The 13,374-nt window shown below is 59.8% G+C and carries 14 protein-coding genes; 3 read left to right on the forward strand and 11 right to left on the reverse strand.

The window, feature by feature from the left end:
• Position 1: 1 nt before the first annotated feature.
• Positions 2-1,168, forward strand: a complete 1,167-nt coding sequence (locus MK745_RS15730) for an acyl-CoA dehydrogenase family protein (RefSeq protein WP_136340189.1) — start codon at positions 2-4, stop codon at positions 1,166-1,168.
• 42 nt (positions 1,169-1,210) lie between these two features.
• Here MK745_RS15730 and MK745_RS15735 read toward each other — a convergent pair whose 3' ends face one another.
• On the reverse strand, positions 1,211-1,837 hold the full coding sequence (locus MK745_RS15735) for an SDR family NAD(P)-dependent oxidoreductase (RefSeq protein WP_197918530.1): 627 nt from the start codon (positions 1,835-1,837) through the stop codon (positions 1,211-1,213).
• Here MK745_RS15735 and MK745_RS15740 point away from each other — a divergent pair.
• Positions 1,788-2,765 (forward strand): FAD-binding oxidoreductase, encoded by a 978-nt coding sequence (locus MK745_RS15740; protein WP_243614201.1) that lies wholly within the window; start codon positions 1,788-1,790, stop codon positions 2,763-2,765. The two genes, MK745_RS15735 and MK745_RS15740, sit on opposite strands and share 50 nt — an antisense overlap.
• A 225-nt stretch (positions 2,766-2,990) precedes the next feature.
• Here the strand turns inward: MK745_RS15740 and MK745_RS15745 are convergent, their stop codons facing one another.
• The 10 genes from MK745_RS15745 to MK745_RS15790 form a co-directional block, all read right to left on the reverse strand.
• Positions 2,991-4,187, reverse strand: coding sequence for a phenylacetate--CoA ligase family protein (locus tag MK745_RS15745; protein WP_232237126.1), 1,197 nt, complete (start codon positions 4,185-4,187; stop codon positions 2,991-2,993).
• 27 nt (positions 4,188-4,214) lie between these two features.
• Positions 4,215-5,024, reverse strand: coding sequence for an enoyl-CoA hydratase/isomerase family protein (locus tag MK745_RS15750; RefSeq protein ID WP_028095226.1), 810 nt, complete (start codon positions 5,022-5,024; stop codon positions 4,215-4,217).
• A 28-nt stretch (positions 5,025-5,052) separates the two neighbouring features.
• On the reverse strand, positions 5,053-6,204 hold the full coding sequence (locus tag MK745_RS15755) for an acyl-CoA dehydrogenase family protein (protein WP_136340186.1): 1,152 nt from the start codon (positions 6,202-6,204) through the stop codon (positions 5,053-5,055).
• Entirely contained in the window at positions 6,201-7,325 is a 1,125-nt protein-coding gene (locus tag MK745_RS15760; protein WP_243614202.1) for an acyl-CoA dehydrogenase family protein, read from the reverse strand. The genes MK745_RS15755 and MK745_RS15760 overlap by 4 nt, the downstream gene beginning before the upstream one ends.
• Positions 7,312-7,761, reverse strand: a complete 450-nt coding sequence (locus MK745_RS15765; RefSeq protein WP_136340184.1) for a MaoC family dehydratase — start codon at positions 7,759-7,761, stop codon at positions 7,312-7,314. Before MK745_RS15765 ends, MK745_RS15760 begins: the two co-directional genes overlap by 14 nt.
• Positions 7,758-8,477: a transglutaminase-like domain-containing protein gene (locus MK745_RS15770; protein ID WP_243614203.1), complete on the reverse strand. Its 720-nt coding sequence runs from the start codon at positions 8,475-8,477 to the stop codon at positions 7,758-7,760. The genes MK745_RS15765 and MK745_RS15770 overlap by 4 nt, the downstream gene beginning before the upstream one ends.
• A 63-nt stretch (positions 8,478-8,540) precedes the next feature.
• Positions 8,541-9,677, reverse strand: coding sequence for a CaiB/BaiF CoA transferase family protein (locus tag MK745_RS15775; protein WP_243614204.1), 1,137 nt, complete (start codon positions 9,675-9,677; stop codon positions 8,541-8,543).
• Positions 9,678-9,687: 10 nt separating this feature from the next.
• The gene (locus MK745_RS15780; protein WP_243614205.1) at positions 9,688-10,545 is read right to left on the reverse strand and encodes a MaoC/PaaZ C-terminal domain-containing protein; all 858 of its coding nucleotides are present in this window, start codon (positions 10,543-10,545) and stop codon (positions 9,688-9,690) included.
• 23 nt (positions 10,546-10,568) lie between these two features.
• Positions 10,569-11,720, reverse strand: coding sequence for a thiolase (locus MK745_RS15785; RefSeq protein WP_243614206.1), 1,152 nt, complete (start codon positions 11,718-11,720; stop codon positions 10,569-10,571).
• A 3-nt stretch (positions 11,721-11,723) separates the two neighbouring features.
• Positions 11,724-12,101, reverse strand: a complete 378-nt coding sequence (locus tag MK745_RS15790; RefSeq protein WP_152467115.1) for a Zn-ribbon domain-containing OB-fold protein — start codon at positions 12,099-12,101, stop codon at positions 11,724-11,726.
• Between the two features lie 104 nt (positions 12,102-12,205).
• Between MK745_RS15790 and MK745_RS15795 the strand changes: the two genes are divergently transcribed.
• Positions 12,206-13,351, forward strand: coding sequence for a CaiB/BaiF CoA transferase family protein (locus MK745_RS15795; RefSeq protein ID WP_243614207.1), 1,146 nt, complete (start codon positions 12,206-12,208; stop codon positions 13,349-13,351).
• Positions 13,352-13,374: the final 23 nt, after the last annotated feature.

The following is a 13,374-nucleotide window of genomic DNA, read 5'->3' on the forward strand; positions in this document are numbered from 1 at the left end:
CATGGAAAACGTGATCGCCGCCGCTCAGGCAATCTATACAGATGAGCAACGCATGTTGCTGGAAAACTTCCGCAAGATGGCCGAGGCAGAGTTCGCGCCGCTGGCCGAGAAATACGAGAACCTCGGCCACCCCCCCGATGCGAAAACCCTGAAGTCCCTGTTCGCCAAGGTCGAGGAATTCGGGCTGATCAGCGGCCTGATCCCCGAAGAGGAAGGCGGTGCCGGAATCGACCGCATGACCTATGGCATCCTATACGAGGAACTGGCCCGGATATGGGCCGATCTGGCAATCGCGGTGCTGATTCAGGGTCATGCCGTGTTCGCGGTCAACCTCTTGGGAAATGTGGCGCAGAAAGAGGCCTATCTGAAGCCGCTCCTGCGCAGCGAACGGATCTGTGCCACCTGTATTTCCGAACCAGAGGTCGGTTCGAACGTACGCGAGGTCAAGACACGTGCGGACCGAGAGGGCGATAAGATTTTCGTCACTGGCCAGAAGCTCTGGATTTCCAATGGGGCCCAGTCGGATTTCGCCATCGTTGTCTGCAATCTGGACGACGGTATTTCCATGGTCATCGTCGACCGCGACACCGGCAACTATGAGAGCCGCGAATTGCGCAAGATGGGACTTGTCGGTGCATCGACCTGTGAATTGTTTTTCGACCGGGCGGAAACCACCGCCGAGCATGTTCTGGGTAATGCAGGCGGCGGCCTGTTCCAGACGTTGAAACTGTTTGAGAGCGCGCGTGTGTTTGTTGGCCTGACCAGCATCGGCATTGGTCAGGCGGCATTGGAATGTGCGGTCAAATATGCCCAGGAACGCGAGCAGCATGGCAAGCCGATTGGCGGGCACCAGTTGATTCAAGGCTACCTGGCCGACATGGCCACGCACCTGGATGCCGCGCGCCTGTTGTGCCAGCGCGGGCTGCAACTTCTGGACCTGGGCGTGCGCTGTGACACCCAGACCTCGATGGCGAAATGGTATGCAACCGAAATGGCCGTCGAAATCGCCGGCAAAGCGGTGCAGATCCACGGCGGCAACGGCATCACCAAAGAGTTCGACGTTGAACGGCACTTCCGCAATGCAAAGGTCATGCCGATTCCCGATGGCACCACCGAAATCCAAAAACTGGTCATCGGGCGCAACCTGACCGGGCTTAACGCGTTCTGAAATCGTGACTCTAAGAATTGCGGCCGGGGATTCCCGGTCGCCTTATCGTAGGCCCCCGGTCCGGGGGGGGGCGGCCAACGGATCATGCCCCAACCGGCGCTGCGGGACGCGTTTGATCAATGCCTGTCCCGCGTCAGTGGCAAAAAACTCACGGTTCAGGTCGGTTTCGATATAACCGGGGCAGATGGCATTCACCCGGATGCCATGCCGCGCCCATTCAAGCGCCAGAGACCGGGTCAGTTGAATCAGCCCTTCCTTGGACGCGGCATAGGCGGACACATGGCTGGCCACCCGTGTGCCCAGAAACGAGGCGACATTGACGATACAGCCCCCGCGTCCGGCATCAATCATCGCTTTGGCGGCGATACGTGCGACATGAAATGCGCCCTTGAGATTTGTGTCTATGATCGCGTCGATTTCGGCCGGCCCGTGTTCCAATGCGGGAAGAGATGCCGTCGTTCCGGCATTGTTGATGACAGTGTCAAAGACCCGTCCCTTCAGCGCGGCTTCCACCGACTTCGGGTCCGCCACGTCCATCTCTATCACATCGGCCTGCCCCCCTTCCGCCGCTATCTTTGCGGAAAGCTCAGACAAGCGGGCGACGCGGCGGGCGGCCAATGTGACGTCGACATCCTGCCCCGCCAGCAGTTCGGCGAAATGCTCGCCCAATCCCGAAGATCTGGCGGACGACTATCAATTCATCCCGGGCCAGTACGTCACGCTGCGCCGTGCCGATGATATCGATGGTGTGCGGCGATGCTATTCGGTCAGCTCCGGCCGAGACGATGGCGAGTTGCGCGTTCTGGTCAAGCTGCTGGAAGGCGGAGCGTTTTCCTCTTTCGTTCATAGCGAACTGCCACCGGGCACCGAACTTGATGTCATGACGCCCGAAGGCACATTCGGATCAAAGATACGACAAGGCGGACCACGCACCTATCTCGCCCTGGCCCCGGGCAGTGGAACTACTCCAATCATTTCGATCATCCGCTCGGTGCTTGCCACCGAGGCCGGGGCCAACTTCATCCTTTTTTACGGCAGTCGAACGCTAAGTTCCATCATCTTCCGCGACGAATTGAACGATCTCAAGGATACCTATCCCGGACGGTTCTCTCTTTTTCATACACTGACGCGCGAAGGCACCGATTCCCCACTATTCTCGGGCCGGCTTGATGCGGAAAAGCTGCGCAAGTTCTCCGGTGCCCTGTTCGCTCCGGCAGAAATAGAAGATGCTTTTCTTTGCGGCCCCGCCGAGATGATTCAGGAACTCAAGACCGCGCTCCGCGACCTAGGCGTTGAAGAGAACCGTTTTCATGACGAGCTGTTCGCTCCCGCCGATGCTGACAATACCGCCACCGTCACGCTTGCGCCGCTTACGGCGGAAGCCGCCACTGGAAAAGGAGTTCAGGTCACGGCGATCCATGATGGCACCGCCCGCAGCTTTGTGATGACACCTGATCAGGAAAGCGTGGTCTCCGCCGCCGCAGCAGGTATCGAACTACCCTATTGCTGCAAGGGCGCAATGTGTTCCACCTGCCGCGCCAAAGTTATCGAAGGCGAGGCAGAGATGACGCTGAACTATGCTTTGGAGCCTTGGTAGTTGAAGGAGAACTTTGTCCTGACCTGCCAGGCCCGTCCGAAAACCAAAAAACTGACAGTCGATTTCGACCACGTTTGACCTGTGCCGCTTTCCGCGACACCCCACGGGCGCGCGGGGCCGGGATCCCCAAGACCTTCGCCAAGTTGAAAGTCTTGGGTCCACGAAAACCCGCGTGCCAGTGTCGGCTAAAAGGTCGGATTCAGGCAAAGCGCACAGAACCCGATCTCAGCGGTCTTTTTGGTTGACGATCAGTTCTGCATTTTCGGGTAGTTCCGAAACAATGTTCACCTCGTCAGCACGAATTCGTGCATGCAGTTTGAAGGTATCAGCGGCGGCTGCTTCTGCGGCGGAAGCGTCGGCACCGTCTTCCAGCACAAGCGAGAGGCGGATCATGTCGCGATCGTTCTCGCGCGTTACCACGGCCTGCGCGGCCTTTGCGCCCGGCGTGCCGATGACAACTTCTTCAACCACGCGCGGATAAACGAAAATCTCGCGCACTTTGACCGCTGCCCCGACCCGTCCCTGCAATGCTGAAATCCGGCTGACGGTGCCATCCGCGTTGCTTTCCAGGGCAAAGGCGCTGTCGCCGGTGCCGAACCGGATCATCGGCCAGGTGGCATCGCGCGCGGTCACGACAACCTCGCCAGGTTCGCCATGAGCGACCTGTTCGCCGCTGACCGGATCGCAGATCTGCACCACGCGGTCGGGATGAACCAGGTAGCCTTCGCCGCCATCCTCATAGGCGACAAGGCCCAGATCGGCGGTGGCATAGGCGGCCCAGGTGGACACGCCGTATTCGGCCTCGATCCGGCGGCGCTTGGCCATCCAGTCGCCCATCTCACCGCCGAGGAAGGCTGTCTTCACCTTCCATGCGTCGCGGCCATAGGTTTCGATCACCTTGTCCGCCAGCGTCAGGAAAAACGCAGTCGAAGCGCAGATCGAAGTCACGCCGGTTTCGGCGATGATCTGTGCCTGAAGCTCCGTATTGCCGACGCCTCCGGGGATCACCGTGGCGCCTGCGGCCTGTGCCGCTTCGTCGAACAAAAGCCCCGCGGGCACCAGATGATACATCCAGGTGTTCAGGATGATATCCCCCGGCCCCACGCCTGCCGCCTTGAACAGCCGGTCAAGGCCGTGGCCGCCACCGTCCGAAAGGGCCGGTTCGAAAATCGGGCCGGGGGACACGTAGATCCGCCCGACATCCTTCAGATCCGAGGCCAGGAACCCGCCAAAGGGCGGGTTCTCGCGCTGGATCTTCAGAAGCTCTTCTTTTTTCATCACTGGAAGACGCGAGAGGTCCGCCACCGATGTGACAGCTGCCGGATCGAATCCGGCAGCCGTAAATCGCGATTTCAGGCCAGGAGCTTTTTCGGCCGCAGCCGCATAGGCTTGAGCTATATCTTTGTAGATATCATCAGACATTTCCATGCCTCCTCGTCCAATCGGGCGTTAAAGCGGGCAGTCCTTACGGAAGTTCGGCGCGCGCTTCTCGCGGTGCGACAACACACCTTCCTTGACGTCCTCGCTCATGAAGCCAAGCATCTCCAGCGCGGTCGACGCATCAAAGATCGGCCCGGCCTGGCGCAGCCAGTTGTTCAGCGAATACTTGGTCCAGCGAATCGCGCTTTGCGAGCCGTTGGCCAGTTCGACGGCTGTATCCAGCGCGATCTGCTGCAGCTCGTCATCCTCGACGCACATTGATACCAGACCGATACGCTCGGCCTCTTCGCCCGACACCGGCTTGCAGGTCATCAGATAGTATTTCGCCTTGGCCATCGAGGTCAGCAGCGGCCAGATAATCGCCGCGACGTCACCGGCGGCAACACCAAGGCGGGGATGACCATCGACAATCTTGGCCTTCTTTCCGGCGATCGAGATGTCGGCCAGGATGGCAACCACAAGGCCTGCGCCGGCCGCAGGGCCATTGATCGCGGAAATGATCGGCTTGTTGCAGTTGATGATGTTATAGACGAGATCCTTGGCTTCTTTCCACGTCTTCATGATCTCGTGCGAATTGCCAATCATGTTTTCGATCAGGCTGAAATCACCCCCGGCGGAAAATGCCTTGCCCGCACCGGTCACGATGACCGAATTGATGTCTGGGTCACGGTCGATATCGATCCACATGTCCGTCATCTGAGTGTGGGTTTCGGCATCGACCGAGTTGAATGTCTCGGGCCGGTCGAACGTGATGCGCAGGACGCGATCCGCCGGGTAGTCAAATTTCAGTTTATCGTATTTTGCATAACGATCCGACATGGTTCTATTTCCTCCGTGGGGTATTGAGTCAGCCAGGCAGTCCCAGGACGGCCTTGGACAGGATGTTTCTTTGGATTTCGTTCGATCCACCGTAGATCGTGGTAGGTCTGGCCTTGTAGAAACTCGCCAGAACATCGACACTTACGTTGCCGACCTGAAGCGGCCCGATGGAGCCGCCATCGGGACCGGCTGCTTCGATCATCAGCTCGGTGATGCGCTGGAAGCATTCAGTCACCCAAATCTTCAGCATGGACACATCCGCACCGAGCGTCTCGCCACGTTTGAGCTGATCTGCAAAACGGGCATAAAGCGCGGCATGATCTTCCACATCCAGTGCCGCCTGGGCAAAGCGGTCACGGAACACCGGATCGTCAAACGCGCCACGGCCACGGGCAAAGCTTTCAAGCTGTCCCAGAGCGTTCTGGGCCAGACTTGGCGAACCGATGAAAATGCGTTCGAAGCTCAAGAGAGCCTTGGCCATCGTCCAACCCTTGTTCAGCTCGCCCACGAGGTTCTCGCGGGGCGTCCGTGCATTGTCAAAGAAGACCTCGCAAAACTCGGTCTCGCCCGACAGGGTCGTGATGGTGCGCACCTCGACTCCGGGTTGATCCATCGGAGCGAGCAGGAAACTGATGCCCTGCTGTTTCTTCGGCGCATCGGGATCGGTGCGCACCAGCATGAAAATATGCGTGGCGTCATGCGCCATCGTGGTCCAGATCTTCTGTCCGTTGATGACAAAGTCGTCGCCGTCAATCTCTGCGCGTGTGCGCAGGTTCGCCAGATCGGACCCGGCGCCGGGTTCCGAATAGCCCTGACACCAGATATCTTCGCAACTCAGGATACGCGGCAGCCAGTAATCTTTTTGTTCCTGGGTGCCGAATTTGATGATCAGCGGCCCGACCATCTGCACGCCCATGTCGCGGCCGCGATTGACGCCCCAGCGCTGCTGCTCTTCGTAAAAGATCAGCAACTTGGCGGCGTTCAGCCCCATACCGCCGAATTCAGCGGGCCAGGCTGGCGCGACCCAGCCCTTGGCGTGAAGCTTGCGGTGCCAATGTTCGATCTCGGCGAACTTCGGTCGGTGCGGCAGGTGACGCAGCTCCTCGGGATATTCCGCCTCGAAGAACTGGCGCACTTCTTTGCGGAACTCTGCATCGGTCATAGCGTTCCAGTCGGTCATTGTGCTGCCCCCTCTGCTTCGCGTGCCTCGAACCATATCCGCCTGTGATAGGCATCGTCGCCCAACCAGGCCGACAGCACCAGCGCCCGGTTCAGGTAGAGCCCGATATCGAACTCATCCGTGTACCCGACGGCCCCGTGCAGCTGGATGGCGTCGCGGGTGATTTTCTTGGCGGCGGTGACCGCGCGAGCCTTGGCCCGGCTGGCAAGCCGCGCCCGGACTTTTGGATCGGTTTCGCTGTCCATCTGCGCAAGCGCCTCCCGCACTCCGGCCTGCGCGACCTCGCACATCACGTTGAGGTCGACGGCACGGTGCTGGATGACCTGGAATGATCCGATCGGCTTGTCGAACTGCTCCCGCGTCTTGATGTAGTCGAGCGTGATCTCGAAGGCGCGCTCGCTCAGGCCGACAAGCTCGGCCGCGGCAAGCGCCGTTGCATCGGCGACAGCCTCGGCCAGTGCAGTGAGAACCGCACCGCTGCTGGCCAATTCCGCAGCCGGAGTTCCCGAAAACGAAAGCTCGCCCAGAGAGCTGCCATCGGCCTGCGTCCGCTTGTCGATGACAAGCCCCTGCGCGTCTGCCTCAGCCAGAACCAGAACCGGACCATCATCCTGTTCGGCCACGACAAGGAACCCGTGCGAACCGATCGCACCGACGACCCAGGCCTTGCTACCGGTCAGCTTTCCGTCCGCGTATCGGCAGGTCGCATCGGCAGGCGCCCCGTCGGGGCCGCGTTCCTGCCAGGCAACCGCCAATGAAATTTCGCCGCCGATGAGCTGTGCCATCTTCGGATGATCCGGACAAAGGCGGCGCAGAAGGCCGAGGCTCAGACCGATCGTCGACACGACCGGTTCCGGGGCAATCACACGGCCGACTTCCTCGGCGATGACACCCCCGGCGGCTAGGCCCATGCCAAGCCCGCCCTGATCTTCGGGCACCGCCACGCCGAAAACACCGGCCTCGGCCAGTTCCCGGACCATCTCCGGATCGAAACCGCCCCCGGCATCACGGAGTTGTCGGGCTCTGTCACTTCCGCCCGCCCGTTCAAACAACGTGCGCACGCTCTCGCGCAACAGGCGAAGGTCTTCTTGTTCGCTGGAAAGGATATCAGTTTGTGTCATTTTGTTTTCGCTGGATCATCACGGGGGTGTCGGTCGAAAAAACGACCTCGCCCTCGGGGTTTCTGGCGCTGAGCGTATAGTGCAAAACACCTCTGTCGGGCTTGCTTTTTGACGGTGTGACCGAGTTGACCGTCAGTTCGACATCAAGGGGTTCGTTCGGGTGCACAGGCCGCAGCCAGCGCAAATTATCAAAGCCCATGCCGCCGATATTGGCAACATCGACCATCATCTCGGTCATGACCGGCTTGAACACCTCAAGCATGGTCTGAAAGCCCGAGGCGATCAGGCTGCCATGTATGGCGGTTGCATAGTCTTCATCGGTGTGCAGCCGCTGCGGATCCCATTCCTTGGCAAAGGCCTTTATTGAATCCGCGCTCATCGGAGCGCTGCGAAAGCGATAGACTTGGCCCGGCGAGAAGTCTTCCAGATACCTCAAGAGGCACCCTCCTTTGCGAAACCGTCATCGTATCCGCTCGCATCCTTGGATATCCGGATGCGGTTGAATTCTTCCAGCTTCGGATAGGTTTGCTTGAACGCCACCAGGAACTCACCCATCGGCGCGTCGAAATAGAGACCACGGTCGTTCACATATTCCATGTGCCGGTGATTCTGTTGGTCGAACTCGTGAAAGAGCGCGTCGTTATAGCCGTCGAAGACCAGGGGTTTGACCCCGAATCTTTCACACAGTTCCATGTTGAATGCAGGTGTCACTTTGTAGGCCTCATTCCCCAACCACAGCTGAACATAGCCGTGGTAGATAAAGAGATCGGTCCCCATCAACTCCTGCAACTTGGGTGTATTCAGGTGGTTGCGCACATCCGCGAACCCCAGAGCGGCGGGGATACCCACAGCACGCAAACAAGCCGCCAGAAGAATTGCCTTGGGAACGCAAAACGCCGCTTCCGCCCCAGCGATACGGCTGGCACGGTAAGAGTCCTCATCCAGCGCAAAACAATAGGGATCATAGCGAATATCGTCGCGCACCGCTTCGAACAGGCGGATCGCCTTGTCTCGATTGGTTGCGTCCACAGGAAGATCACGCAAAGCCGATGTCACGAAACCCTGCACTTCCAAGCTATCGCTTTCCACAAAGCGCGATGGCATGACATAACGCTCAGCTTCAGTCGGCAGGTCATTGTCAGACTTGTTCATTGGCCCCTCCCTTTTTCTAACAATTGTTAGATTACCGATTCAAAACCTGCCCGTCAACGGGATTTACTCTGTCTTCGGTTGGTCTACGCCATAACGCGTATTGTCTTCGCCCAGAGTGGCTGCAACTCCGACCGAATTTCCCGAAGAACGGAACTCCGGCGCAATTGGCAGCGGCAAAGCAGGCGCGTCCCGGCCGGAGATTTTTACTGTCCGCCCGAACACGTCACGCGCTTTGAAATGCGGGTCATGTGCCGCCTCGGCGGGCGTTTTCACGACCGAACAGCAGCAACCTGCCGCTGCCAGCAAAGCCTCCCAATGGGTCGAGGGATGTTTCCTCAGACGACGTGCAACCTCCGCGGCACAGGCATTTGGATCGGACCAGTCATCGCGAAGGGCCACCGGCAAACCAATGACATCGCAGAACGACTGCCAGAACTTTTCTTCCAATGCGCCGACGGCGATCTGACGCCCGTCCGCAGCCGAATAAAGCCGATACCGGGCAAGGCCACCCGTCAGACGGCTGCCACCGCTTTCGATGTTCTGCCCGGCAATCACACCTTCGGCATGGGCCCAATAGGCAAAGGCGAACGCCCCCTCGGCCATTGCGATATCCAGATGCGTCCCCTGCCCGCTTGCCTGCCGTGCAATCAGGGCCAGCAGGATATTCATCACCGCAGGATAGGTTCCGCCGCCGATATCGGCGACCAGCCCGAACGGGGCCGTTGGCTGGTCATCCGGTCCACGACTGAGCGACAGGATACCCGCATCACCGACGTAGTTGAGGTCGTGGCCGGCGGCGCTGGCCTTTGGTCCGGTCTGGCCATAGCCGGTGATCGAACAATAGATGAGACCGGGATTGATCTTGCGCACCGCTTCATAACCAAGCCCCAGCCGGTCCATCACGCCGGGACGGAACTGCTCTACCAGAACATCGGCCCTCTCGATCAAGGGGCGCAGACGTTCCGCTGCGCCCCTTGACTTGAGGTCGATGGCCACCGATCGCTTGCCGTGGTTCAACACGGCAAATCCGATGCTCTCTCCGTCGATCTTGGGCTCGGTTTGGCGCGCGTCCTCGCCGACTCCGGGCCGTTCGAACTTGATCACTTCGGCGCCGGCCTCGGACAGCATGAGCGTCGCCATCGGACCGGGAAGAAGTGTGCTGAAATCCAGCACCAGGATATCCTTGAGCGGTTGAGCCATCTTCACTGCCTCAGGCGAAGCGCGCCGCGCCGTTGTTCAGAACAACCACGTCGCGTGCCGGTATAGACGCTCGAAACCGGGCCTCGCCGTCCTCTTCCCAGATTTCGAACCGCACGGTTTCGCCGGGATAGACCGGCGCCGAGAACCGAACATCCAGACCGACAAGCCGGGCAGAATCATAGTCCAGCAACGTCTTGAGAATCGCCCGGGCCGCCAGCCCATAGGTCGCCAGACCATGCAGGATCGGGCGGTCAAACCCGACAGAACGGGCAACATCCGGGTCAGCATGAAGCGGATTGAAATCACCGCTGAGACGATAAATAAGGGCTTGGCGCGGCAGGGTATCGATATCACATACATGATCAGGCGCCCGATCAGGCAGCACTGCGGGTGCCGGACCCGCCTGGTTTTCACCGCCAAACCCCCCATCACCGCGACAGAAAGCCGACATCGCCACGCGCGCCAGTTTTTCACCGCTGTCCGCGTCGATAATATCACGGCTTTGGTAAATGACGGCTCCCTTGCCCTCGCCCTTGTCGGCGATGAAGTCGATCTTACTGCGGCCGACAATCCGGCCATGTGTCGGCAGCGGCTTGTAGATGTCGAGCCACTGTTCTCCGTGCAGCACTTTTTGCCAGTTTACGCCGGTCTTGGGATCGCGCAGCCAGAAGCCGGGATACCCCAAAATGACCGCCATAGAGGGAACTGCCTTGAGCCCGTCCTCATAGACATAGGCCAGCTCCTTTCTGTCGGTCGGATCCTCGCCGAACCCAAGGCCGAGTGCATACAGGATGGTATCCCGCTCGGTCAGCGTCTGTTCGATTTCCTCAAAGTCCCAGTTCAACAGTGCATCGAAATCCAATGGCATTTACTTTCCTCCCTTAGTTGCCGTCAAAGCGTGTTTTGCGATCCAAGTATGGCCGTGACCTGACTGGACAGCACACCGCCGTTGCCATGCGCCAGCGCCAGATCGATATCCTTCAACTGAATGCCCGGCGCGTCGCCACGGATCTGACGGGCAGCCTCGATCACTGTGAAGATGCCGTACATCCCGGGGTGCACACAGGACAGGCCGCCGCCATTCGTGTTCACCGGCAAGACGCCGCCAGGCGCGATGCGTCCGCCCTCGACAAAGGCCCCTCCCTCGCCCTTGGCGCAGAACCCAAGATCTTCGAGAAACAAAATCGTGTTGATGGTGAAGGCATCATAGAGCTCGACCGCCTGGATATCCGCAGGGGTCACTCCGGCCGCCGCAAAGGCGCGCGCGCCCGAGTCACGGGCCGCGGTCACGGTGAAATCCTTCATCTGGGAAATCTGCCGGTGCGAGCTTGCCGTCGCACTGCCCAGCACATAGACAGGCACCTTGGGGAAATCCCGTGCGCGGTCCGCGCGGACCATCACGATCGCGCCACCGCCGTCGGTGACAAGACAACAGTCGCGCACGGTCAATGGATCGCCCACCATGCGCGCGCCCAACACGTCTTCTCGGGTCAGCGGGCCGCGCTCGAACGCTTCGGGGTTGTGTTGTGCCCATGCCCGCGCAGCAACGGCCACGTCGGCCAGCTGCTCTCGGGTGGTGCCATATTCATGCATGTGCCGGGCTGCGGCCATCGCATAGGCCGAGATCGGATAGCGCGGATTATATGGCGCCTCGTAGGCCGGCGGACGTGAAGCGGTCACGAGTCTGCCCGATGCGGTGCGCTGGTTGGAGCCATAAACAATCAGCGCGACATCACACAGACCGGCGTCCAGCGCCATGGTCGCGGACTTCAGGTAGTTTACGAAGGACGAACCGCCCGACATCGTGCCATCAATGAAACGGGGCTGGATGCCCAGATACTCCGCCGCCATAAGCGCCGGCATGCTGTCTTCCATCATGGTGCAGAACAGCCCGTCGACGTCGGACAGTTTCAGCCCGGCATCGCCAAGCGCCGCAAGCGCAGATTGCGCCATGACATCATAGGCCGTCAGGCCATGGGCTTCTCCGAAACCGGCATGACCGGTTCCCACGATGGCGGATTTCCCCCGAAGTTCTGTGGTCATGACTTATACCTCCGACGGCTTGAAGAGCACGGCCGGAACACCCTCGGCCTCGCCCACGAAAGCGGTTACAGCCATGTCGATGGCGACCTCACCCGGTGCAATGTCTTCGACCCGGCTCATCATTCGAACGCCCTCTTGAAGCTCGACCATGCACACGTTGTAGTCGCCACCGCGGTTTTGGCTGCGGCGCACGACGGTTGTGGTGTAGACCCGTCCCTTGCCGGTGGCCTGCTTCCACGAAATCGCGGCGCCATGACAATGTGGACACAGGACTCGCGGGAAAAAGTGATAGGCCCCGCAGTCGTCGCACTTGGGCAGCAGGATCTCTCCCTCTGCCAGCGCGCGTTGGAAAAGCTGGTCTGGTCCTTTGGCATCCTGCATAGGCGTTCTCCTTCAAGCGACCCAGTCTTTGTTCAAGCGTATTGATAATCTTTCTAACAATTGTTAGATTTAGTCAACCTTTCAGGATCAATTGAGAGAAACTCATGTCAGGTTCAGACTTAGCCCCCCTTTCCGGCAAACTCGTCGTTGCGCTGGAACAGGCAGTCGCTGCGCCTTTTTGCTCCTCGCGGCTGGCCGACGCCGGCGCGCGCGTGATCAAGATCGAACGCAAGGGCGCAGGCGATTTCGCCCGCGCCTACGATACCGCCGCCAACGGTGAAAGCGCCTATTTCACATGGCTGAACCGAGGCAAAGAATCGGTCGCCTTGGACATTAAAGCCGACGAAGACCGTGAAATCCTGCTCAGGATGCTGGAAAACGCAGATGTGTTTATTCAGAACCTGCTGCCGGGCGCGCTGGCCAAGCTGGGGCTCGATTCCGCGAGTCTGCGAGAGAGCTTCCCGCGTCTAGTGACCTGCGACATCACCGGATATGGCGAAGACGGCCCGATGCGCAACGCCAAGGCCTATGACCTTCTGGTGCAATGCGAGAGCGGTCTGGCATCAGTGACCGGTACACCCGACGGACCAGGACGGGTGGGCGTGTCGGCCTGCGATATCGCCACCGGTATGACAGCCCATGCTGGAATCTGCGAAGCACTTGTCGGGCGTGATCGCACCGGCAAGGGCAGCGGCGTTTCCGTGGCAATGTTTGATGTGATGGCCGACTGGATGTCGGTTCCACTGCTGTATCACGATTACCTTGGCAAGCCGACACCTCGTGTCGGACTGAACCACACGGTCATTTGCCCCTACGGGGCCTATGAATGCAAGGACGGTCAGCTTGTCGTCATTACCGTGCAACACAACGGCGAATGGCAACGGTTCTGTGAACACATACTGGGCGATGCGGCTTTGGCAACCGACCCCCGGTTCCATGACAACACGTCGCGAACTGAAAACAAACCCGCGCTCGAAGTTTTCATCAAGGCCGTGTTCGCCTCGCATGACCGCGCCGAGATGCTGAAGCGGCTTGACGCTGCGGGCATTGCCTCGGGCGCGGTGAACGACGTGGCGACCCTGTCCGGTCACCCCCAGCTTGACCGGTCCGTAATTCGCACGCCTTCCGGTGAAATCAACGTCCCGACCCCCCCGATCCGGCGCAGCCTCGGCGAAACGGCACTGGGCCCCTGCCCGGCCTTCGATGCGCAAGGCAAGGCCCTTCGCGCCGAGTTCGGCCGTTGTTCATAAAAAACGGTAGGCAACTAAGTGGA

Source organism: Shimia aestuarii, assembly GCF_022814865.1.
Classification (GTDB): domain Bacteria; phylum Pseudomonadota; class Alphaproteobacteria; order Rhodobacterales; family Rhodobacteraceae; genus Shimia; species Shimia aestuarii_A.